Below are 20,670 nucleotides of genomic sequence, written 5' to 3' on the forward strand. Positions count from 1 at the left end.
CGTTCCCGTGTCCGCGCCTCAAAGGAGTCCGTAGCACGATGAGACACGCAGGGCTGCGTTCGATACGTGAAGAGGATCACGCAGAGGGAGTTCCGAAACAAGGCCGCCGCTGTCATGGACGCGGTGGAGGCCGGGGAAACCTTCCATGTCACGCGTAACGGGGTGGAGGTCGCCGAAGTGAGGCCCATCGCCCGCGGGCGCAAACTCAGCGCTCAGGAACTGGTCGAGCGCCACCGGCGCCCGCCAGGCGTCGACCATGCCGAAATGAGGGACGAAGCCGATGAGTTCCTCGGCGACGAAGATCGGGGCGGCGAGGACGAACACGCCTGAAGGCCACGCGTCCGGGGTCCTCGGCACCCGCGCCGTCATCGACCGACCCGATCTCGACCCTGCGGTCCCGCCGGACTTTCCCGAGATCACCTCCGTCACCGTGGCTGAACTCCATCAGGGGGTCGCCATGGCGAAGGAGCCCGTGGCCAGAGCCGTGCGCACAGAACGGCTCCGGGGCGCGGCCGTGGATTTCGTGCCGCTGCCGTTGGGTGGTGAAGCTGCCGCACGCTACGGCACCCTGGTCGCCTTGACCATCGCGGCGAACCGCGGCCCGAAACCGCGCAGGATGGATCTGATGATCGCCTCGATCGCCTCCGTTCACGGGCCGCCCCTCTGACACACGGAACGCGGAGGACTTCAAGGGCCTCGAAGGCGCCCTAGAGGTCATCGCGGTCTGGACTCGCCCGCGTCGGCACGGTCGGGGCGACTGCGTCGAGGCCACCGAAACCTCCGGGGTCGTCAAGTCGGGGACACCGGGCACCGGGAGCCGGGCGCGCGCTCCTTCTCTTCCCGGGAACGGAATACCTGCCTCTCCGCCACCCGAAAACCGGCAGAGACCCCCTGCAGCGCCGAACTTCTCGGGGTTCCGGCGCGTCGGACACACCAGAGCCTCTCACTGTGTGACGGTTCCGTCACCGGTCAGGGCGGCCGCCCCTCCGCCCCCTAACCCCCCGCGAGGTACCGACGCCGTGTTCACCTCCCCACGCCGTTCCCTGCCCGCGTTCACGCCCCTGGGCGCGCACGACCCCGCCCGGTTGGGCCCGCACCGGTTACTGGGGCGTCTGGGGTCCGGCGGGATGGGCACCGTCTATCTGGGCCGCTCCCGGTTCGGGCGTTTGGTCGCGGTCAAGGCCGTGCACCCGGAGTTGGCCGACGAGCCGGAGTTCCGGGCCCGCTTCGCCCGTGAGGTCGGATCACTGCGCCGCGTCCGCAGCCGCTTCGTGCCGCGCTTCATCGGCGCCGCGCCCCGGGCCCCGAGCCCCTGGCTCGCCACCGAGTTCATCCCCGGGCCGACCCTGCACGCACGGGTCAGGAGCACCGGCCCGCTGATCGGCCGCTCCCTGACCCGGCTGGCCGCCGGAGTGGCCTCGGCGCTGGCCGACATCCACGGCGCCGGGCTCGTGCACCGCGACCTCAAGCCGAGCAACGTCATCATCTCCCCGGACGGCCCCCGGATCCTGGACTTCGGAATCGCCCGTGCCCTGGACAGCGCCCCCTATCCCCCGACGGGTCACGCGTACGCCCCGGGCCGCGACGGGCGTTCCGTGGACGTCGCCGCCAACACCCGGGCGGGCGGGGTGGCGGGCACCCCCGGCTGGATCGCGCCCGAGCGGCTCCTGGGCGCGCCCGCCACCACCGCCTCTGACGTGTTCTCGTGGGGGCAGCTGACCGCCTACGCCGCCACCGGCCGCAACCCCTTCGGGCGCGGGAGCGTCGGCACCGTCACCCGTCGGGTGCTGCGCGGTGCGGCCGACCTGGCCGGGCTCCCATCGGAGTTGTTCCCCCCGGTGCACGCCGCGCTGACCGCACCCGCCGCCTACCGGCCCACCCCGGAACAGATCCTGCGCGACCTCCAGCTGATTCCGGCGACTCCCTGGCCACTTCCGGACAACAGGAAGCCCGCATTCACCTAGTCACTCTCAGTATCGGCCCTGCGTGGTTCGCCCCGGCGATGAGTTCGGAACCGACGCCCGCCAGACCCACGAAATCCGAGCATGCGCGCTGCTGGGGACCGGTCCCCGCCGGTGTCCGCGGTCCGTCGGGGAGGGCCGTGGGTCGGCCGGGGAGAGGGGCCCAGCGCAGGGCGCACACCTGCCCAGTGTCACCGAGAGACAACACCGAGGGGTGACAAGCACCACTTATCGGAACAGAATGGACCCATACGGCCAGTGCGGGCCCCCTGATTTTCGGGCTCACGGCGCCCGGCCCGCGACGCGGGGCAGCCACGGGCCCCTGGCCCCCACATTTCCCCACCGGAGGAGAGACCGGATGGAAGGCGCTCTGTCCCTGATCGCCCTGGTCGCCGTGGTGGTGTCGGCCGGGGTGATCACGGTCGCCGCGCATTTTCGCAAGGAACGGGTCAGCGAGCTGCGGCACTGGGCCGACGAACACGGCTGGCACTACACCGAGCACCATCCGCGGCCGCTGGAGGAGGCGACGCCGCCCCTGGCCCTGCGCGGGCGCGACCCCCGGGTACGGCACGTGCTCACCGGTCGCCGCGGCGCGCACCTGGTCACGATGTACGAACTCAGCCACAGCGCCCCCACGTCCGCGCGGCGCGGCACCGGACAGGCCCGGCACACCCACCGCGTCGTGGCCGTGCACGCGCCGGGCGGCGGAGGCGAACTGGAGATCCGCCGCCGCGACCTGGCGCGTACCGTGTCCCTGGACGGCCGGGGCGACCCGGAGGAGGTCGACCGGGCCTTCGCCGAGGCCTTCCACACCGTCAGCTCCGACGACCGCTTCGCCCGCGCCGTCCTGGACCACGGCACGGTCTCCTGGCTGCTGTCGGACTGCCGCTCGCGCTCCCTGCCGGTACGCTTCACCGGCGGCCACGTCATGACCTGGGCGGCCATGCGCCTGGACCCCGACCGCGCCCTGACCGCGGCGGACTACCTGATCGAACTGATGAGCCGGGTCCCCGAGCAAGCCTGGGAACGCAACACCACGGGGTCCTGAACCACAGCACCACGGGATCAGCGAGTACGAACCCATCATCTACGGACAGAGCACAACCGTGGGTATCCGGCCCCGAGCGTACGGTTCCGTCAGGCGAGGCGGATAAAATCCGGCATACCCCAACGCACGAGGAGCAGTTACCCCATGAGCGACCCCAATGCCACGCACCGCATCTCGCGCGCGGACCTGTTCCGCGACGACGAGGAGGAGACCGCGCCGGACCCCAACGCCACCGCGAAGATCTCCCGTGAGGACCTCTTCAAGGACGACAAGGACGACAAGAGCCCGCGTGAGCGCGGCTGATCCGGCCCCTCCCGAAACGGTGGAGCGCCCGCCCCCCAGCTGGGGGGCGGGCGCTCTTCGCGTGCGGGGGGCGCCGAACGCGCCTCGGCTGCCCCTACGGGCGGCGCTCGCGGACGGCGGCGACGATCTCGGCCACCGCCTCCTCCACCGGCACACCGTTGTTCTGCGAACCGTCGCGGTAGCGGAAGGACACCGCGTTCTTGCTGATGTCCTCGTCACCGGCCAGCAGCATGAAGGGGACCTTCTGCTTCTGGGCGTTGCGGATCTTCTTCTGCATGCGGTCGTCGCTGGCGTCGACCTCGACCCGGATCCCCTCCGCGCGCAGCTTGGCGGCGACCTCCTGGAGGTAGGGGACGTGCTCGTCGGCGATCGGGATGCCCACCGCCTGGACCGGGGCCAACCAGGCCGGGAACGCGCCCGCGTAGTGCTCCAGCAGCACGGCGAAGAACCGCTCGATCGAACCGAACAGCGCGCGGTGGATCATCACCGGGCGCTGGCGGGTGCCGTCGGCCGCGGTGTACTCCAGGTCGAAGCGCTCGGGCAGGTTGAAGTCCACCTGGATGGTGGACATCTGCCAGGTGCGGCCGATGGCGTCCTTGGCCTGTACGGAGATCTTCGGGCCGTAGAAGGCGGCGCCGCCCGGGTCCAGGACCAGTTCCAGGCCCTGCTTCTCGGCCGCCCGACGCAGGGTGTCGGTGGCCTCCTGCCAGTTGGCGTCGTCGCCGATGTACTTCTCCGGGTCCTTGGTGGACAGCTCCAGGTAGAAGTCCTCCAGGCCGTAGTCGCGCAGCAGGTCCAGCACGAAGGTGAGCAGCGAGTCGAGCTCGTCCGCCATCTGCTCCTTGGTGCAGTAGATGTGCGCGTCGTCCTGGGTGAAGCCGCGGGCGCGGGTCAGGCCGTGCACCACACCGGACTTCTCGTACCGGTACACGGTGCCGAACTCGAACATGCGCAGCGGCAGCTCACGGTAGGAGCGCCCGCGCGCGTCGAAGATCAGGTTGTGCATCGGGCAGTTCATCGGCTTCAGGTAGTAGTCCTGACCGCCGTCGAGCTGCATGGGGGGGTACATGCCGTCCGCGTACCAGTCCAGGTGCCCCGACTTCTCGAACAGGGCGCTCTTGGTGGCGTGCGGCGAGTAGACGAACTCGTAGCCGCCCTCCTCGTGGCGCTTGCGGGAGTAGTCCTCCATCACCCGGCGGATGATGCCGCCCCTGGGGTGGAAGACGGCCAGGCCGGAGCCGATCTCGTCCGGGATGGAGAACAGGTCAAGTTCGGAGCCGAGCTTGCGGTGGTCGCGCTTCTCGGCCTCCTCCAGGAAGGCCAGGTACTCCTTGAGCTTGTCCTTGGACTCCCAGGCGGTGCCGTAGACGCGCTGGAGCTGCGGGTTGGTCTCCTTGCCGCGCCAGTAGGCGGCGGCGGTGCGCATCAGCTTGAAGGCCGGGATGGCCTTGGTGGTGGGGACGTGCGGACCGCGGCACAGGTCCTTCCAGCACAGCTCGCCGGTGCGGGAGTGGATGTTGTCGTAGATGGTGAGCTCACCGGCGCCGACCTCGGCGGAGGCGCCCTCGGCGGCCTCCGCGGCGCCGCCCTTGAGGCCGATCAGCTCCAGCTTGTAGGGCTCGGTGGCCAGTTCGGCGCGGGCGTCGTCGTCGGAGACGGCGCGGCGGTCGAAGCGCTGCCCCTGCTTGATGATCTGCTGCATCTTCTTCTCGATGCTCTTGAGATCGGCGGGGGTGAAGGGCTCGGCGACGTCGAAGTCGTAGTAGAAACCGTTGTCGACGGGCGGGCCGATGCCCAGCTTGGCCTCGGGGAAGAGCTCCTGGACGGCCTGGGCGAGCACGTGCGCGGTGGAGTGGCGCAGGATCGCCCGCCCCTCCTCGGAGTCGATCGCGACGGGCTCGACGGCGTCGCCGTCGGAGAGCTCCCAGGCGAGGTCGCGGGGCTCACCGTTGACCAGGGCGGCGATCACGGTCCTGCCGTCCGCCTCCAGCGCCTGCCCCGCGGTAGTCGTGGCCGCCACCGCACGCTGGGTTCCGGCGAGGGTGATGTGCAGCTCAGACGCGGCGGACACGGTGACTCCTAGGGATTACGTCGATGTCGTGGAGCGAACCGGCCGACGGCCGGGCCAGTGGCCGACACTTCGAGGCCAGGCGTTTCGCTCCCCCGATGCTATCGGCTCCGGGGTGGAGGTGCTTCTGGTTGTCCACAGGGGAGCGGCGGGTGCGCCCGAGCGGCGGGCGAGAGGCCCTGAGGCGGCGACAGCGGCCCGGGGTCTCGGAGGGGGGCACGGGGGGACCAAGGGCGAACCGTCCTGATTCGGCCGGGGGATTCGGCCGCGAGGGAGCACCCTCGCCCGGTTCTCCGCCGTACCCGCGAAGCTCACTGGAGAGTTTGGAGCGGCCGGCACCGGAAGGTTCTGTCATAGATCATCACGTTTTCCGGGGATTCTCCGCAGCCCCCGCGGGAACCATTGATCAGACCAGCGGGATCGGTGAGAATCAGCAGACATCCGATCACGCCCATCAAGCTCGACCTGAATGCATCCGTCGCACCGACCGAATACTGTGAGCGCATGTCACCGAGCCCACCCAACGGGCCCCCGGCCCCGGAGACATCCCCCACTCACCATGCCCGCGTACGACGGTGGAGGCGCCTGCGCGCACGGCTTCGCCTGTTCCGGAAGCGGATGCACACCCACCCCGTCCTGCACATCCCCTGGCGTGTCCTGGTCGGCACGGTGGGCACCGTCGTCGTCCTGGCCGGGATCGTCATGATGGTCCTGCCCGGCCCCGGGATCGCCTCGGTCCTCCTCGGACTGCTCATCCTCAGCACCGAGTTCCGCTGGGCCCACCGTCTGCTGCGCCCCGCGCGCGTATGGGCCCGCAGGGGCGAGAAGTGGGCGGTCAGGACCAAGAACCAGTACCTGGAGCGCCGACGCGAGCGCAGGGACGTCAAGGCCGCGCGCCGTGGAAACGCCTCCGGGCCGGACTCCCCTCCTGCGGGCAGTCCGAGCGAGTGAGCACCTCGACGGGGTGAGCGGAGCCCGCCCGCGGGGACCTGATCCTGGGCGGGACTTACGGGCGGGAACTTTTCCCGTTCCGACCCGATACCGAAACCCGGCCCCGGCCGCATACCCGCACGTTGCCCGGGGTTGCCCGGACCAAAAACAAAAAAGAGGGACCCAGTCCGCGTGATACGGAGTGGGTCCCTCTGCCATGTGGGCGATACTGGACTCGAACCAGTGACCTCATCGGTGTGAACGATGCGCTCTAGCCAACTGAGCTAATCGCCCCTCTGGGCTGCCGCCCCGTCCGGCCTCGTCGGCCTGACAAGAAAAACTCTAGCGCATGTTCGGGAGTGGTCGACGCACCCGGCTTCGCCCAGCGACCCCAGAGGCATGTGACCGAGGTCACATTTAATGGTCGGCGGGATCCCACAGGTTTCCTTTGCCGACCGCGATCCCCGCAATGAGTAGGAGTTCCCGCACCCGTGGACCCTCCCGAAGCGACCGCGGATTGACCTCCGCGTGACACGGGCCACTCATCATGGGGAAATCTTTGGTTTCCCCTGGTCATTACAGTGACGAAGGATCGTGGTGCCGCGACGCGGCGCGCTGGCCCCGCTGGGCGGGCAGCGAGACCTCCGGTCCCACCGACCAAGAAATTCTCCGTACTCACGTCATAGTCCGCGGCCAGCCGCGTTGGAGCGAGTGAGACGGCAACCCGGCCCGCGACCCAGGACTCTGGGCCGGACGAGAAAAGGTTTGGCGAACATGAACAGTAGCGACACGACTGCCACCGCCGAGCTGGGCCTGCGACTCGTGGTCCCGGAGCGCACCGCGGTTCCCCTGATCGCACGACTCGACTACAGCGCTGACGACCCGTACGCGATCCGCGTGGCGTTCCACACCGGCGAGGACAACCCCGTCGAGTGGATCTTCGCGCGCGAACTCCTCACCGTGGGCATCGTGCGCCCCGTCGGCGAGGGCGACGTCCGCGTGTGGCCCTCCAAGGACGAGAGCGGCGACCGTTCGGTCAGCATCGCGCTCTCCTCGCCCTTCGGCCAGGCCGAGTTCGACACCCAGGTCTCCCCGCTGGCGGAGTTCCTCCACCGCACCTACGAGATCGTCCCGGCCGGCCAGGAGGCCCAGTTCGTGGACCTCGACGACGAGATCGAGCAGCACCTCCACTCCTGAGGGTCACGCGCGTTCCCGAGCCGCTCCCAGGAGCACACGCCCGCGGGAGCGCACGCCGCCCCTCGCCCCCAGGAGCGGGCGCGCCCGAGAAGTCGCGGGACCGCAGGAGGCGGGGAGGGGGACGGCGCCTGGGCGCCGTCCCCCTCCCCTGTCGTCTTCCGCACGGGTTCCCGTGCGCCGTCAACCCCTCACGGGTCGATGTCGGCCGCCGAGCGCTCGGCGAACACCGCCATCGCCTTCGCCGTGACCGGCCCCGCCTCGTCCGACACGCGCTGGTCGTCGATGTTGAGGATCGGCTGCACGTCACGGCCGGTGGAGGTCAGGAAGGCCTCGGAGACCTCCGGAAGCCGCTCCATCGGAACGTCCTCCTCCTCTCCGCCGAACCACTCCAGGACCAGCTCCCGGGTGATGCCGGCCAGCGGACCGGCCGAGAGCGGCGGGGTGACGAGCTTGCCGTCGAGCACCACGAAGATGTTGCTCCCGGTTCCCTCGCACAGGTTCCCGCTGATGTTGCGGAAGATCGCCTCGCTGCCCCCGCGCTCGCGCGCGTAGGCCAGGGCCCGCACGTTGTCCGCGTAAGAGGTGGTCTTGAGCCCGGCCAGCGCCCCGAACTCGTTACGCGGCCAGGGCGCCAGGGACACGTCCGTGACCGGGGCGATACCGGGGAAGGGGCCCAGCGCCACGATCGCGGTCTGCTCCCCCGTGCCGCGGTCCGAACCGAGCGGTCCGGCCCCGTCCGTGACGGTGACGCGCACGCGGGCGTCGGTCAGCTCCGGGTTGGCCGCGATGGCCTGGGCCACCCCGTCCCCGATCAGTTCCAGGTCGGGCTCGTCCATACCCAGCCCCCGCGCGGAGCGGGCCAGCCGCTTCAGGTGCCGGGTGAGCGCGAACGGCCTGCCGTTGCGCGCGCGTACCGTCTCGAAGACGCCGTCCCCCACGGTGATCCCGTGGTCGAGCACCGGGATCCGCGCTTCCTTCTCCTCCAGAACGGCGCCGCGACCGTAACCGGCGCCAGCGATCCACACCCTCATTCCAACCCCCAAGTCCTCAAGGGCCCTGCTCGGGCCGGTGACACCTCGAATCCTCCCACCTCGGGCCCTCCCCTCGCCTGGAGATCCGACAGGCCAGCCGTACCGCCGGGGCGAGACCCTGACAAGTCCCCTGTCCGGCACCGGCCGCTGGTCCGGTTTTCCAACTCTGCGCGGGCCCCCGTCATCACTGGTCAGAACCGTTGGCCACGCGGGGTGGCCCACCCGGGGCCGATGGCTGCAGCCGGACAGATAAGTTACGAATGACTATCATCTGGGCAACGCTTATGCGGGACCGGTGGCAGCCTCCCCTAGCCGCCTCTGCAGTCCGGTGCACGCGAAGCGTCCCGCAGCGCGCGTGTCCCGCCACGCACGACCACACCAGACACAGCAAAGAGAGACATGACCCCACCGAGCACCGCCCGCGGCGAACTCAGCTGGCTGCTGGACGACCTCCTCACCCGCGCCTCGGGCACACAACACGCCATCGTCCTGTCCACCGACGGCCTGCTCATGGCCACCTCCAGCGGGCTCGACCGCCCCGCCGCCGAGCACCTGTCGGCCATCGCCTCCGGTCTGCACAGTCTCGCGGGAGGAGCGAGCAAGCAGTTCGCCGCGGGGAACATCCGACAGAGCATCATCGAGATGGACCGAGCGTTCCTCTTCGTCGCCGCCGCCGGCGAGGGTGCGTGCATGGCCCTGATGTCGGACGCCGACAGCGACGTGGGCCTGATCGCCTACGAGATGAACAAGGTGATCGAGCGGGTCGGCCAGTACCTGTCCGCTCCTCCGCGCCCGGACATGCCGTCCACCCCCGCGCACGTGGAGAAGTAGCTCCTGTCGCCGCGGCGGGCCGGCCAGGCCTGCCCCGGCAGGGCGCGCACGAGCCCCCGCACACAACCGATTTCGCACTTCCCCCAACCTTCCGCTAGAGTTCTTAACGCAGCGAGGGACGCGGCGCCGGGGACACCGGGGCCACACAGGAACTCGCCGCGCGGACGTGGCTCAGCTGGTAGAGCATCACCTTGCCAAGGTGAGGGTCGCGGGTTCGAATCCCGTCGTCCGCTCGAGCGATTCGCGTTGGGCCGCCACAGGTGGCACAATCGGATCGGGCCCGGGGGAGACCCCGGACCACACGCGGACGTGGCTCAGCTGGTAGAGCATCACCTTGCCAAGGTGAGGGTCGCGGGTTCGAATCCCGTCGTCCGCTCGGAGAAAGGCACGCATGGGTGCCACTCGGTTCCCCCGTGCTTCTGCAAGCCGGAGTGGCCGAGTGGTTGAGGCAAGGGACTGCAAATCCCTGCACACGGGTTCGATTCCCGTCTCCGGCTCCATGCGCACCACATTTCCATAAGGGCGATTAGCTCAGTTGGCTAGAGCACTACCTCGACACGGTAGGGGTCACAGGTTCGAGTCCTGTATCGCCCACATGGTTTGATCGCCTAGGGCCGGGTACCGGAAGACATCCGGCACCCGCCCCTAGGCGTGTCCGCGTCACACGGGGGGCTTGGGGGCCTCCGAGCGAACCCGGCCGTTCAAGTACTTCACCAGAGGGCACACCGAGCCCAGCTGCTGTCAGACCCTCCCACGGCCCCAACGCTCTTCACAGGCTCGGGGCCAGCGCTTCGTCCTGACTCTGTCACGCCCCCGTCGGATCGCTACCCGGCGCCCGTGAACACACCGGTTCCCACGAGGCCGGAGACCGCAAGTGCTGCGCCTGAGATGGTCAGCATCCATCCGGTCACCTTCCGGGAACCGGCCTCCAAACGCTCCCGCCAGCGCCTCAGATGGTCGCGGAACCCCGTTCCCAGGGTGCGGTGGCCCAGGTAGAGCAGGATCGACGGCGACACCATCACGATGTTGTAGACGGCGAGGGCGGGGACCCACTGCACCGCTGGGAGCCCCGCCGCTGTCATGACACCGATCGCTCCCAGATAGGGCAACGCCGTGCCCGCCCCCACCACTGCCGTGGCCAGCCCCAGTCCCACCATCGACCTGGCCTTCAGCGCGGGCGGTCTGAGCCGGAGCCCCGGCTTGGAGCGGACGACGAGGCCCAGGGCCGACAGGGCGACACCGACCACGAGGGCTCCCCAGGCCAGCACGGGGCTGTGGGAAAGCTCGACCAGGTGGTCGACCAGTTTCCCCAGGCCGAGTATGAGCGAGCAGCCGAACGCGAAGTAGAACGCGGTGATGGTGGACAGGTAGACGGCCAGCGGCCTGGCCGCGGAGTTCGACCGGCTCAGGAGGATGTAGAGCGTGACCCCGATGATGGCCGGGCTGGCCATGTCGAGAAAAGACAGGCAGACGAGAGTCCCCAGGATCCCCCAGCTCAACTCGGCTTCCTCTCCCCCGGGCCCGCGAAGCCGGGTGGGGAACCAAGTGGAAGGTGCGTTGACCGGTGGTCGGTCGCCTGTTCCCGCCAGAGATTCACACGGCGGGACGGGCAGTCAGCCGGGATGTGCTCGTGATGCGTGCGGGCGAAGAAGCCCGCCAGAACACACCGTATATAAGGGTCACTGCCACACGAGCCGTCCGGGGTGCCAACGGGCGCTCGGGAGGAGCCAACCTCCGTTCCGAGGAGGCTGCTCCCCGCACAGGCAGGGCAGCGGAACAGCGGCTTCCTGGGCTCGGCCCACGGTTACCTGCGGCCGGGAGGCACCCGCTTGGCCCCCTTGACCTGATGGAGCCGACGAGCGTGATCGTGTCGATCCCCTTCCCAGCAGAGCGGGCCACCCGGTCACCCGTCCCGGAAAGTGTGACCCGCCTCCCGTACCTCCTGGTAGTACACCTGCCCCCACGTGCGAGTACGCTCGTCAGAGGCTTCTGCCGACCCCGCGGCCCGGGCGGCTGGATCATCCACCGTTCGCCCCGCGCGGGTTCGGTGTGCGGATGCCGACGCCAGGAGGCGGTTTCCGACCGTTCCGCGGCGTTGCGTTCGCCACCGCGCTTGCTCCCCCTTGGGATCCGTCACGTTCGCCTTGAAACCGACCGGCTGATTCTTCGCACGGCACACAGGTTCTCCGCGTAGCTTCGCGTCATCCGTCGTGCGCGCCACAGGCAGGCTCTCCAGCATCCACCGACACACAGGCGGTCCACTTCCTTGCAAGCCACCCATGGCCCGAGCACAGACGAGCGAGCTGAACCGGAGGGACCGGACGGACGGGAAGTCACGGCCGGAGGAGGACGGGTCGGGGTGGTCTTCTGGGCCTCCCTGGCGCTCTCGGCGCTGTTCGTGGTCTGGGGCGTCCTCGCCCCGGAGCACCAGACGGCCACGATGAACGCCGCCCTGAACCGGGTCACCTCCGGCTTCGGCTGGGCGTACCTGCTGCTCCCGCTGCTCCTGCTGGCGCTGCTGGTCGGACTGGCCTTCAGCCGGTTCGGGCGGATCCGGCTGGGCGCCGACGAGGACCGCCCCGAGTTCGCCACGCACACCTGGATCGCCATGATCCTGTGCACGGTGATGGGTATCGGCCTGGTCTCCTACGGCATCGCCGAGCCGATCTCGCACTTCACCACTCCCCCGCACGGCCTGGCCGAGCCGGGCACCCCGCAGGCCGCGGTCCTGGCGCTGCAGTACTCCTTCTTCGACTGGGGCCTGCACGCCTGGGCGATCTTCGCGGTCTTCGGTCTCGCCCTGGGTTACTCGATGCACCGCAAGCAGCGGCCCGGCCTGGTCAGCGCCCTGTTCCGGCCGCTGCTGGGACGGCACGCCGACGGGCCGGTCGGCAAGGCCATCGACGTCTTCACGGTTTTCGCCACCCTGTTCGGCACCACCACGTCGCTCGGTCTGGGGGCCCTGCAGATCGACAACGGACTGAACCGGATCCTGGGCACGCCCACCGGGACCACCACCCAGGTCGTCATCGTGGTCGCGGTCACGGTGCTGTTCAGCCTCTCGGCGGCCTCCGGGATCAAGCGCGGTATCCGCTACATCAGCGAGGTCAACCTCTCCGTCGCAGCGGTGCTCTTCCTGTTCGTGCTGTTCCTGGGCCCGACGGCGTTCCTGCTCTCGCTCTTCCTGGAGTCCTTCGGCCAGTACGGCGGCGACTTCCTGCTGATGAGCCTGCGCGGCCCGGCCTTCGGTGACACCGAGTGGCTCCAGGGGTGGACCTACTTCATGATGGCATGGTGGGTGTCCTGGGGCGCCTTCGTCGGCCTGTTCCTCGCGCGTATCTCGCGCGGCCGTACCATCCGCCAGTTCATCCTGGTCGTGCTCGGCATGCCGAGCCTGGCCTTCTTCGCCTGGTTCTCGGTCTTCGGCGGTACGGCCATCGAGCTGGACATGGACCAGGGCACGGACATCGCGGGCGCCACGGCGGCAGACCTGAACAGCGCCTTCTTCGCGACCCTGGCGGAGTTCCCGTTCCCCGTGGTGACGGCGACGCTGGTGGTGGTCCTGGCGGTGCTCTTCTTCGTCTCCGGGGCGGACGCCAACACCTACGTGCTGGGCATGCTCACCACCCACGGTTCCATCCGACCCAGGACCCCGATCCTGCTGTTGTGGGGTGCGATGACCGGAGCCCTGGCGATCATCCTGCTGCTCTCGGGAGGCCTCGGCGCCCTCCAGCAGACCGTCATCGTGGCGTCGGCACCCTTCCTCGTGGTGATCGTGGGCGTGGTCGTCAGCTTCCTGCGCGACCTGCGCACCGAACCCGACGACACCAGCTGCCAGCACCACTCCCGCACCGCGGAACCGGCGGTCACGGAACCACCCAGATCGGACTGACGATGCAGGAAACGCAGGCGGGCTCCTTCGGGGCCCGCCTGCGTCGTCTCCCCTGCTGCCCTGCTCCTCCGCTCCCCGGCCCTGTGGTCGCAGCCCTGGCTGGAAGCCGGTGAATAGGCCGCTGCCCGGAATCGGACACGCTCAGCCCCTTCTCACCGTCCCCTCAACCCGGAGAAGACCCAGACCAGGAGCGGCACCGCGACCGCCTCGAAGCCGCTGCCGTTCCACCTGCCCTCCCCCGCTGAGCCGGGACACGGGTCAAGAGGACAGAACCTGACCTCCACTTCTGCCATGGTGCTCCTGGAACAACCGGAACAGAGGAACACACGATGCCCGCCAAGACCGCGACCGTGCTGGACGACCGGGCGCTCAACCGCGCCACCCTGGCCCGGCAGGCGCTGCTGGCCCCCACCGACCTCTCACCCCTGGACACCGTGGCCCACCTCGGCGGCATCCAGGCCCAGGAACCCCAGGAACCGTTCGTCGGGCTCTGGGCGCGGCTGCGCTCCTTCGCCCCGGTGGAGCTGTCGGACCTGCTGACCGAACGCCGTGCGGTACGCGTCCATCTCATGCGGCGCACCGTGCACCTGGTCACCGCCGAGGACGCCCTCGCCTGGCGCTCGCGGTTCGACGCCATGCTGCGCCAGAGGGTCATGGGCGTGTACCGCGAGGACCTCAAGGACGTGGACCTGGCCGAGCTGGCCGCGGCGGGCCGCGCGGTGATGTCCGACGGTGAGCCGCGCAGCATGAGCGAACTGGTCGCCGCGCTCGCCGAGCGCTGGCCCGCGGTGGGCAGGCGGCCGTTGGGCGAAATGCTGGTCTCGGCGCTGCTTCCCGTCGCCCAAGCCCCGCCACGCGGCCTCTGGCGGGCCAGGGGCGGGGTGCGCAACGTCCTGCTCTCGTCCTGGCTGGGCCGGGAGATCGACCCGCTCACCCCGGAGGGGCCCGAGGGCGCGGACCCGGTCGGCCAGGCTCTGGTCCGGCGCTACCTCGCCGCGTACGGCCCCGCGACCTCCACCGACCTGCGCTCCTGGTGCGGGCTGGCCGGACTGCCCGCGGCGGTGTCCGCGCTGCGTCCCGGACTCGTCTCCTTCCGCGACCAGCGCGGGCGCGAACTACTGGACCTGCCCGACGCCCCGCGCCCGGACCCCGACGCCCCGGCCCCGGTGCGCTTCCTGCCCGCCTTCGACAACGCGGTCCTGGGCTACCACTACCGGAGCCGGATCATCGACGACGAGCACCGGGGCCTGTCGGTCGCGGGTGAACGCGTGGTGCTGGTGGACGGCCGCGTCGCCGCCACCTGGCGTACCGGGAAGGACGGCGCCGTGGCCGTCATCCCGTTGCGGCCGCTGCACAGCAGCGAACAGGACGAGGTCGTCGAGCAGGCGGAGCGGCTGGCCCTGTTCCTGTCCGAGGGCGGGAGCGACCGCGCCCGGATCGACGCGCCGACAGGCTGACCAGCCCGAACGGCCCCACCCCGCTGAGCAGCTGATTTGTGAATTCCTGTGGTCATGACGCATGATGTAATCGTTTTCAACCATGTAAACGTTTCCATGCGGCGCGGCAGCGGCCCGTAGCCGCGGGTCGAGGAGGGGGTGAGCGGGTTTGGTGAGCATCAAGGACGTCGCCACGGAGTCGGGGCTGTCCGTGGCGACGGTGTCCCGGGCGCTCAACGGGCATCCGTCGGTCAGCGACGGGGCTCGGGAAAGGGTCCTCGCGGCGGTCGAGTCGCTCGGTTACCGGCCCAACGTCGTCGCGCGCTCCCTGCGCACCGACCGGACCGGCACCATCGGCCTGGTCATCAGCGACGTCCTCAACCCGTACTTCACCGAACTCGCCAGAGCGGTGGAGGAGGAAGCCCGGGCCCTGGGGTACAGCGTGATCATCGGCAACGCGGACGAGCGGGCCGACCTGGAGGACCACCACGTCCGCGGACTGCTGGAGCGGCGCATCGACGGGCTGCTCGTCTCCCCCGCTGACGGCCGCTCCCCCATGACCCTCGAAGCCGCGGCGGGCCCGACCCCGGTGGTCTTCGTGGACCGCTGGATCCCCGGCGCCGACGCACCCGTGGTGCGGGCCGACGGCCGGGATGCCATCCGCGACCTGGTCGACCACCTGCACGCCCTGGGCCGGCGCCGGATCGCGGTCATCACCGGGCCGACGGCCACCACCACCGGCCTCGAACGCATCGACTCCTTCCGCGAGGCGCTCACCACCCACGGGATCCCGCTGCCGGAGGAGTACGTGGGCCGGGGCGACTTCCAGGCCGAGAGCGGACGGCTGGCCACCGAGCGGTTCCTGGAGCTGCCCGAACCCCCGGACGTCGTCTTCGCCACCGACAACCTCATGGCGCTGGGCGCCCTCGACGCGATCGCCGCGCGCGGACTGCGCGTTCCGGACGACATCGGACTGGCGGCCTTCGACGACATCCCGTGGTTCTCGCACACCGACCCGCCGATCACCACGATCTCCCAGCCCACCGCCGAGCTCGGCCGGGTCGCGGTGCGGGCGCTGGCCGCGCTCATCGCCGGGGAACCGGCCGCCTCGACCGTCCTGCCCGCCCACCTCGTGGTGCGCCGCTCCTGCGGCGAACCCGCGACACCGCCCCAGACCGACCGAGCCGCGACCGGAGGAGCCGCACGTGAGTAGTCCGGACGAACTGCTGCGCATCGAGGGCCTGCGCAAGGCCTTCCCGGGGGTGGTCGCGCTCGACGACGTCGACTTCGACCTCCGCCGCGGCGAGGTGCACGCCCTGCTCGGCGAGAACGGGGCCGGTAAGAGCACCCTGATCAAGGTGCTCTCCGGCGCGCACCGGCCCGACCGCGGGCACGTCCTGGTGGACGGCGCCGAGGTCGTCATCAAGGACGCCCAGGACGCCGCGCGCCTGGGTATCGCCACCATCTACCAGGAGTTCAACCTGGTCCCCGACGTGACGGTGGCCGAGAACATCTTCCTGGGCCGCCAGCCCCGCCGGTTCGGCCTCGTCGACTACCGGCGTATGGAGGCCGAGGCGGCCGCGCTGCTGGAGCGGGTGGGCGTCAACGTCTCCCCGCGCGCCAAGGTGCGCGGGCTGGGCATCGCCCAGCTCCAGATGGTGGAGATCGCCAAGGCGCTCAGCCTGGACGCCCGGGTCCTGATCATGGACGAGCCCACGGCCGTGCTCACCAGCGGCGAGATCGAACGGCTCTTCGCGATCGCCGGGCGGCTGCGCGAGGAGGGCGTGGGCATCGTCTTCATCACCCACCACTTGGAGGAGATCGCCGCCCTCGCCGACCGCGTGACCGTTCTGCGCGACGGCCGCTCGGTCGCCCACGTGGGGGCCGACACCCCCCAGGACGAGCTGGTGCGGCTGATGGTGGGCCGCAGCATCGACGAGCAGTACCCGCGTGAGCGCCCCGAAGCGGGTGAGCCGCTGCTGAGGGTGCGCGGCCTGACCCGCTCCGGGCAGTTCCAGGACATCGACCTTGAGGTCCGCGCGGGCGAGGTCGTCGGTCTGGCCGGGCTGGTGGGCGCGGGCCGCACCGAGGTCGCGCGTGCGGTCTTCGGCGCCGACCCCTACGACTCCGGTGAGGTCCAGGTGCTGGGCCGTCCGCTGCCCGGCGGCGACGTCAGGGCCGCGTTGAACGCCGGGCTGGGCCTGGTGCCCGAGGACCGCAAGGGCCAGGGCCTGGTCCTGGACGCCTCCGTGGAGGAGAACCTCGGCCTGGTCACCCTGGGCCCGACCAGCCGCGCGGGCTTCGTGGACCGGTCCGGTCAGCGGGCCTCGGCCCGACGGATCGCCGCTGAGCTGGGCGTGCGCATGTCCGGTATCGACCAGCACGTGCGCACCCTCTCCGGCGGCAACCAGCAGAAGGTCGTCATCGGCAAGTGGCTGCTGGCCGACTCACGGGTGCTGATCCTGGACGAGCCCACCCGGGGTGTCGACGCGGGCGCGAAAGTCGAGATCTACCGGCTCGTCAACGAACTCACCGCCTCCGGTCACGCGGTGCTGATGATCTCCAGCGACCTGCCCGAGGTGCTGGGGATGAGTGACCGGATCCTCGTCATGGCCCAGGGCCGCATCACCGGGGAGCTCGACGCCGAGGACGCCACGCAGGACGCCGTGATGTCCCTGGCGCTGGCCGCCACCCCCGCAAGCAACACAGGCACGAACGGAGCGGAGGGCCACGATGGCCACTGACACAGTGAAGACCGGCGGCGCGCAGAGGAGCGGCGGCGTCTGGCCCGTCCTGCGCCGCTTCCTGCTGGAGAACGGCGCCCTGACCGCCCTGGCCCTGCTGGTCGTGGTCATGTCGCTGCTCTCCGGCGACTTCCTCACCGCGCAGAACCTGCTCAACGTGGGCGTGCAGGCCGCCGTGATCGCGGTCCTGGCCTTCGGTGTCACCTTCGTGATCATCGCGGGCGGGATCGACCTGTCCGTGGGTTCGGTGGCCGCGCTCTCGGCGACGGTGCTGGCCTTCCTCGCCACCGTCGAGGGGGTGCCGGTCTGGTTGGCGCTGCCGCTGGCCGCCGCCACGGGCACCGCCTGCGGTCTGGTCAACGGCGCCCTGATCGCCTACGGCAAACTGCCGCCGTTCATCGCCACCCTGGCGATGCTGTCGGTGGGGCGCGGGCTCTCCCTGGTGATCTCCGAGGGCAGTCCCATCGCGCTGCCCGACTCGGTGGCCCAGCTGGGCGGCTCGCTGGGTGGCTGGCTGCCGGTTCCGGTGGTCATCATGGTCGTGATGGGCCTGATCACCGCCGTGATCCTGCGCCGCACCCTCACCGGGCGCGCGATGTACGCGATCGGCGGCAACGAGGAGGCCGCGCGCCTGTCCGGTATCCGGGTCAAGCGCCAGAAGCTGGGCATCTACGCGCTGTCCGGCCTGTTCGCGGCGGTGGCCGGTGTCATCCTCGCCTCCCGTCTGGCCTCCGCGCAGCCGCAGGCCGCGCAGGGGTACGAGCTCGACGCGATCGCCGCCGTGGTGATCGGCGGCGCCAGCCTCGCGGGCGGCGTGGGCACGGCCTTCGGCACCCTGATCGGCGCGCTGATCCTGGCGGTACTGCGCAACGGCCTGAACCTGCTCTCGGTCTCCGCCTTCTGGCAGCAGGTCGTGATCGGTGTGGTCATCGCGCTGGCCGTGCTGTTCGACACCCTGCGCCGCCGCTCCGGCGGTGCGGGCGGCGGAGCGGGCGCGGGTGCCGGTGCCGGTACCGGTTCTGGTTCCGGTGGCAACGGGCGCCGACGCGGGATCCAGCTGGCGGTCGCGGCGGCCGCCACGGCGGCCGTGGTGGGTGTGCTGTCCTTCCTGGTGCCGACCCCCTCCTCCGACGGCCCCCGGGTGGGGATGTCGCTGTCCACCCTGAACAACCCGTTCTTCCTGCAGATGCGCGACGGCGCGCAGGCCGAGGCGGACGAGGCCGGGGTGGACCTGGTGGTCACCGACGCCCAGGACGACGCCTCGCAGCAGGCCGACCAGATCCAGAACTTCATCAGCACCGGGGTGGACGCGATGGTGATCAACCCGGTGGACTCCGACGCCGCCGGTCCTCCGGTGCGCGGCGCCAACAACGCCGACATCCCGGTGATCGCGGCCGACCGAGGGGTCACCGAAGCCGACATCGAGACCCTGGTGGCCTCCGACAACGTCGAGGGCGGTCGGCTGGCGGCCCGGGCCCTGGCCGAGGAGCTCGGCGGAGAGGGCCGGATCGTGGTCCTGCAGGGCACCCCGGGTACCTCCGCCAGCCGCGAGCGCGGCTCCGGTTTCGCGGAGGGCATCGCCGAGTACCCCGGCATCGAGGTGGTCGCGCAGCAGCCCGCCGACTTCGACCGCTCCAAGGGCCTGGACGTGATGACCAACATGCTCCAGGGCAACGGGGACGTCGACGGGGTGTTCGCGGAGAACGACGAGATGGCGCTCGGTGCGGCGGCCGCGCTGTCCTCCCGGGGCGAGGAGGCCGTGGTGATCGGCTTCGACGGCACCCCGGAGGGACTGGAAGCGGTGACCGGGGGCACGTTGTACGCCTCCGTCGCCCAGCAGCCCGCCGAAATCGGCCGGGTGGCGGTGCGCAACGCCATCGCCGCCGCGAACGGGGAGGACCTGGAGGAGAGCGTGATGGTCCCGGTCGAGGTCGTCACCGAGGAGAACGTCGAGGACTTCTCCTGACCGGGTGACTGACCGACCGAACAAGGGGGTCCGGGGCATGTGCCCCGGACCCCCTGTCGTTGCTGGCGAAGCCGCGTGTGGGGTTCGTGTTCCTAGCGGCGGGCGGAGCGGAGGAAGGCGGACCACTCGGTAGCGGGGAAGGGGAAGTGCCCCTTGGCGGGGTTCTTCGAGTCCCGGACGGCCGCACCGCAGGGGAGGTCGGCGACCTCTACGCAGTTCTCACCAGCACCGCTGTGGCTGCTCTTCCGGAAGTCCGTGGGGATGTGGGCGACCTCAACGCAGTTCGGCGCCTGCCCGCTATAGCTGCTCTTGTGGAAAACCAGCTCGTTGCTCATCAGTCGCTCTCTAGGGATGTGAGCACATCGGCGATGAACCGGGCGCTCTGGGTGGTGCTCAGTGCGGTGCCCTGGATGTCACCGAACGTAGCGCCGTAACGCGCGACATCCTTGGGCTGCTCGAAGAATACTGAATCCGTCACGGTGTCTACGTGGACGATAGGCGGGGCCAGGTGTTCGGGGAACTCCAGGATGCTGAACGGGGCGACCAGAGCAGCGTGAGAGCCTACTGAGAAAGGGATTACTTGAACATCCACGTTGGGCATCTTCGCCATGTCGAGAAGGTGCCGTAGCTGCTGCGCCATGATCGAGGCGTTGCCTACCATGCGCCGAAGGGCAGCCTCGTCCATCACGACCCGGAAGTGCACGGGGTTGATCCGGGACAGAATCTCGCGCCGTGTCATCCGAGCGTCCACGCGGTGGGCGATGTCCTTGGCATCGGTGTAGCGCCCACCCTGGAACAGGGCTTCGGCGTACTCCGGTGTCTGGAGTAGCCCGGGGATGACCAGGCCCTCGAAACTGCGGATGACTGAGGCCTCTGCCTCGAAGTCCGGCAGAGCCTGTTCCCCGAAGACCTCGCGGTACTTCGACCACCAGCCCCGCTCCTTGGCGTCGCGTGCCAAAGCGTGCATGGCCAGGCGTTTGGACGGGTCGTCGATCTTGTAGAGATCCATGAGTTTGTCCAGATCACCGGTGGTGATGCGACGAGTCTCGGTGGTCTCGATCTTGCTGATTTTGGATGCGGTCCATCCCAGCGCCTTGCCTGCCTGGGAGACCGTCAGCTTGGAGCGTTCACGGCCCTGTTTGAGCTCAGAGACGAGCAGACGGAGCCTGAGGGTGGGGCTGTAAGGGATGCGCATGAGGCAAGCCTAGCCGATGCTCTCGATATTTTCCTGAATCGCTTGACTCTCGACAATGTCGAGTTGCA

18 protein-coding genes and 5 tRNA genes are annotated in these 20,670 nt (G+C 69.9%); 17 read left to right on the plus strand and 6 right to left on the minus strand.

What is annotated here, in order from left to right:
* Nucleotides 1–66 precede the first annotated feature (66 nt).
* From HNR07_RS14660 to HNR07_RS14680, 5 genes are all read left to right on the plus strand, one after another.
* Nucleotides 67–330: a type II toxin-antitoxin system Phd/YefM family antitoxin gene (locus HNR07_RS14660; protein WP_184365478.1), complete on the plus strand. Its 264-nt coding sequence runs from the start codon at nt 67–69 to the stop codon at nt 328–330.
* The gene (locus tag HNR07_RS14665; protein ID WP_221318820.1) at nt 281–667 is read left to right on the plus strand and encodes a PIN domain-containing protein; all 387 of its coding nucleotides are present in this window, start codon (nt 281–283) and stop codon (nt 665–667) included. The genes HNR07_RS14660 and HNR07_RS14665 overlap by 50 nt, the downstream gene beginning before the upstream one ends.
* 352 nt (nt 668–1,019) lie before the next feature.
* Nucleotides 1,020–1,964: a serine/threonine-protein kinase gene (locus tag HNR07_RS14670; RefSeq protein ID WP_184372035.1), complete on the plus strand. Its 945-nt coding sequence runs from the start codon at nt 1,020–1,022 to the stop codon at nt 1,962–1,964.
* A 355-nt stretch (nt 1,965–2,319) separates the two neighbouring features.
* Nucleotides 2,320–3,009 (plus strand): hypothetical protein, encoded by a 690-nt coding sequence (locus HNR07_RS14675; RefSeq protein ID WP_184365479.1) that lies wholly within the window; start codon nt 2,320–2,322, stop codon nt 3,007–3,009.
* Between the two features lie 144 nt (nt 3,010–3,153).
* Entirely contained in the window at nt 3,154–3,312 is a 159-nt protein-coding gene (locus tag HNR07_RS14680; protein WP_184365480.1) for a hypothetical protein, read from the plus strand.
* A 94-nt stretch (nt 3,313–3,406) separates the two neighbouring features.
* Here HNR07_RS14680 and thrS read toward each other — a convergent pair whose 3' ends face one another.
* Nucleotides 3,407–5,383, minus strand: coding sequence for a threonine--tRNA ligase (gene thrS, locus HNR07_RS14685; protein WP_184365481.1), 1,977 nt, complete (start codon nt 5,381–5,383; stop codon nt 3,407–3,409).
* 615 nt (nt 5,384–5,998) lie between these two features.
* Between thrS and HNR07_RS14690 the strand changes: the two genes are divergently transcribed.
* On the plus strand, nt 5,999–6,331 hold the full coding sequence (locus tag HNR07_RS14690; RefSeq protein ID WP_184365482.1) for a PGPGW domain-containing protein: 333 nt from the start codon (nt 5,999–6,001) through the stop codon (nt 6,329–6,331).
* 199 nt (nt 6,332–6,530) lie between these two features.
* On the opposite strand, the gene HNR07_RS14695 is transcribed toward HNR07_RS14690, so the two are convergent.
* A tRNA-Val gene (locus HNR07_RS14695) sits at nt 6,531–6,604 on the minus strand.
* Nucleotides 6,605–7,084: 480 nt separating this feature from the next.
* Between HNR07_RS14695 and HNR07_RS14700 the strand changes: the two genes are divergently transcribed.
* On the plus strand, nt 7,085–7,507 hold the full coding sequence (locus HNR07_RS14700) for an SsgA family sporulation/cell division regulator (protein ID WP_184365483.1): 423 nt from the start codon (nt 7,085–7,087) through the stop codon (nt 7,505–7,507).
* Between the two features lie 188 nt (nt 7,508–7,695).
* On the opposite strand, the gene HNR07_RS14705 is transcribed toward HNR07_RS14700, so the two are convergent.
* Nucleotides 7,696–8,538, minus strand: coding sequence for an aminotransferase class IV (locus HNR07_RS14705; RefSeq protein WP_184365484.1), 843 nt, complete (start codon nt 8,536–8,538; stop codon nt 7,696–7,698).
* A 399-nt stretch (nt 8,539–8,937) separates the two neighbouring features.
* Between HNR07_RS14705 and HNR07_RS14710 the strand changes: the two genes are divergently transcribed.
* From HNR07_RS14710 to HNR07_RS14730, 5 genes are all read left to right on the plus strand, one after another.
* Nucleotides 8,938–9,369: a roadblock/LC7 domain-containing protein gene (locus HNR07_RS14710; protein ID WP_184365485.1), complete on the plus strand. Its 432-nt coding sequence runs from the start codon at nt 8,938–8,940 to the stop codon at nt 9,367–9,369.
* 160 nt (nt 9,370–9,529) lie between these two features.
* Nucleotides 9,530–9,602 (plus strand) — tRNA-Gly (locus HNR07_RS14715).
* A 70-nt stretch (nt 9,603–9,672) separates the two neighbouring features.
* Nucleotides 9,673–9,745, plus strand: a tRNA-Gly gene (locus HNR07_RS14720).
* Nucleotides 9,746–9,794: 49 nt separating this feature from the next.
* Nucleotides 9,795–9,869, plus strand: a tRNA-Cys gene (locus HNR07_RS14725).
* A gap of 20 nt (nt 9,870–9,889) precedes the next feature.
* Nucleotides 9,890–9,963 (plus strand) — tRNA-Val (locus HNR07_RS14730).
* Between the two features lie 230 nt (nt 9,964–10,193).
* Here HNR07_RS14730 and HNR07_RS14735 read toward each other — a convergent pair.
* Entirely contained in the window at nt 10,194–10,868 is a 675-nt protein-coding gene (locus HNR07_RS14735; protein ID WP_184365486.1) for a GAP family protein, read from the minus strand.
* Between the two features lie 860 nt (nt 10,869–11,728).
* On the opposite strand from HNR07_RS14735, the gene HNR07_RS14740 reads away from it, so the two are divergent.
* The 5 genes from HNR07_RS14740 to HNR07_RS14760 all read left to right on the plus strand — a co-directional run bounded on the left by HNR07_RS14740 (nt 11,729) and on the right by HNR07_RS14760 (nt 19,407).
* Nucleotides 11,729–13,261 (plus strand): BCCT family transporter, encoded by a 1,533-nt coding sequence (locus tag HNR07_RS14740; protein ID WP_184365487.1) that lies wholly within the window; start codon nt 11,729–11,731, stop codon nt 13,259–13,261.
* 329 nt (nt 13,262–13,590) lie between these two features.
* On the plus strand, nt 13,591–14,718 hold the full coding sequence (locus HNR07_RS14745; RefSeq protein ID WP_184365488.1) for a winged helix DNA-binding domain-containing protein: 1,128 nt from the start codon (nt 13,591–13,593) through the stop codon (nt 14,716–14,718).
* A 148-nt stretch (nt 14,719–14,866) separates the two neighbouring features.
* Nucleotides 14,867–15,910, plus strand: coding sequence for a LacI family DNA-binding transcriptional regulator (locus HNR07_RS14750; protein WP_184365489.1), 1,044 nt, complete (start codon nt 14,867–14,869; stop codon nt 15,908–15,910).
* Complete coding sequence (locus tag HNR07_RS14755) at nt 15,903–17,441, plus strand: sugar ABC transporter ATP-binding protein (RefSeq protein ID WP_184365490.1); 1,539 nt, start codon at nt 15,903–15,905, stop codon at nt 17,439–17,441. The genes HNR07_RS14750 and HNR07_RS14755 overlap by 8 nt, the downstream gene beginning before the upstream one ends.
* Complete coding sequence (locus HNR07_RS14760; RefSeq protein ID WP_184365491.1) at nt 17,431–19,407, plus strand: ABC transporter permease/substrate-binding protein; 1,977 nt, start codon at nt 17,431–17,433, stop codon at nt 19,405–19,407. Before HNR07_RS14755 ends, HNR07_RS14760 begins: the two co-directional genes overlap by 11 nt.
* A gap of 92 nt (nt 19,408–19,499) precedes the next feature.
* Here HNR07_RS14760 and HNR07_RS14765 read toward each other — a convergent pair whose 3' ends face one another.
* Both HNR07_RS14765 and HNR07_RS14770 read right to left on the minus strand, forming a co-directional pair.
* Nucleotides 19,500–19,742, minus strand: coding sequence for a DUF397 domain-containing protein (locus HNR07_RS14765; RefSeq protein ID WP_184365492.1), 243 nt, complete (start codon nt 19,740–19,742; stop codon nt 19,500–19,502).
* Nucleotides 19,742–20,602, minus strand: a complete 861-nt coding sequence (locus HNR07_RS14770; protein WP_184365493.1) for a helix-turn-helix domain-containing protein — start codon at nt 20,600–20,602, stop codon at nt 19,742–19,744. The genes HNR07_RS14765 and HNR07_RS14770 overlap by 1 nt, the downstream gene beginning before the upstream one ends.
* Nucleotides 20,603–20,670: the final 68 nt, after the last annotated feature.

It is taken from the genome of Nocardiopsis metallicus, from assembly GCF_014201115.1.
In the GTDB taxonomy this organism is placed as follows: Bacteria; Actinomycetota; Actinomycetes; order Streptosporangiales; family Streptosporangiaceae; genus Nocardiopsis; species Nocardiopsis metallicus.

What these genes read in the sequence shown, in the direction of transcription:
- HNR07_RS14690 (WP_184365482.1), top strand. Translation starts at nt 5,999, where the DNA reads ATGCACACCCACCCCGTCCTGCACATCCCCTGGCGTGTCCTGGTCGGC.
- HNR07_RS14710 (WP_184365485.1), top strand. Translation starts at nt 8,938, where the DNA reads ATGACCCCACCGAGCACCGCCCGCGGCGAACTCAGCTGGCTGCTGGAC.
- HNR07_RS14705 (WP_184365484.1), bottom strand. Translation starts at nt 8,538, where the DNA reads ATGAGGGTGTGGATCGCTGGCGCCGGTTACGGTCGCGGCGCCGTTCTG.
- HNR07_RS14680 (WP_184365480.1), top strand. Translation starts at nt 3,154, where the DNA reads ATGAGCGACCCCAATGCCACGCACCGCATCTCGCGCGCGGACCTGTTC.
- HNR07_RS14770 (WP_184365493.1), bottom strand. Translation starts at nt 20,602, where the DNA reads ATGCGCATCCCTTACAGCCCCACCCTCAGGCTCCGTCTGCTCGTCTCT.
- HNR07_RS14700 (WP_184365483.1), top strand. Translation starts at nt 7,085, where the DNA reads ATGAACAGTAGCGACACGACTGCCACCGCCGAGCTGGGCCTGCGACTC.
- HNR07_RS14765 (WP_184365492.1), bottom strand. Translation starts at nt 19,742, where the DNA reads ATGAGCAACGAGCTGGTTTTCCACAAGAGCAGCTATAGCGGGCAGGCG.
- HNR07_RS14665 (WP_221318820.1), top strand. Translation starts at nt 281, where the DNA reads ATGAGTTCCTCGGCGACGAAGATCGGGGCGGCGAGGACGAACACGCCT.
- HNR07_RS14745 (WP_184365488.1), top strand. Translation starts at nt 13,591, where the DNA reads ATGCCCGCCAAGACCGCGACCGTGCTGGACGACCGGGCGCTCAACCGC.
- HNR07_RS14760 (WP_184365491.1), top strand. Translation starts at nt 17,431, where the DNA reads ATGGCCACTGACACAGTGAAGACCGGCGGCGCGCAGAGGAGCGGCGGC.
- HNR07_RS14675 (WP_184365479.1), top strand. Translation starts at nt 2,320, where the DNA reads ATGGAAGGCGCTCTGTCCCTGATCGCCCTGGTCGCCGTGGTGGTGTCG.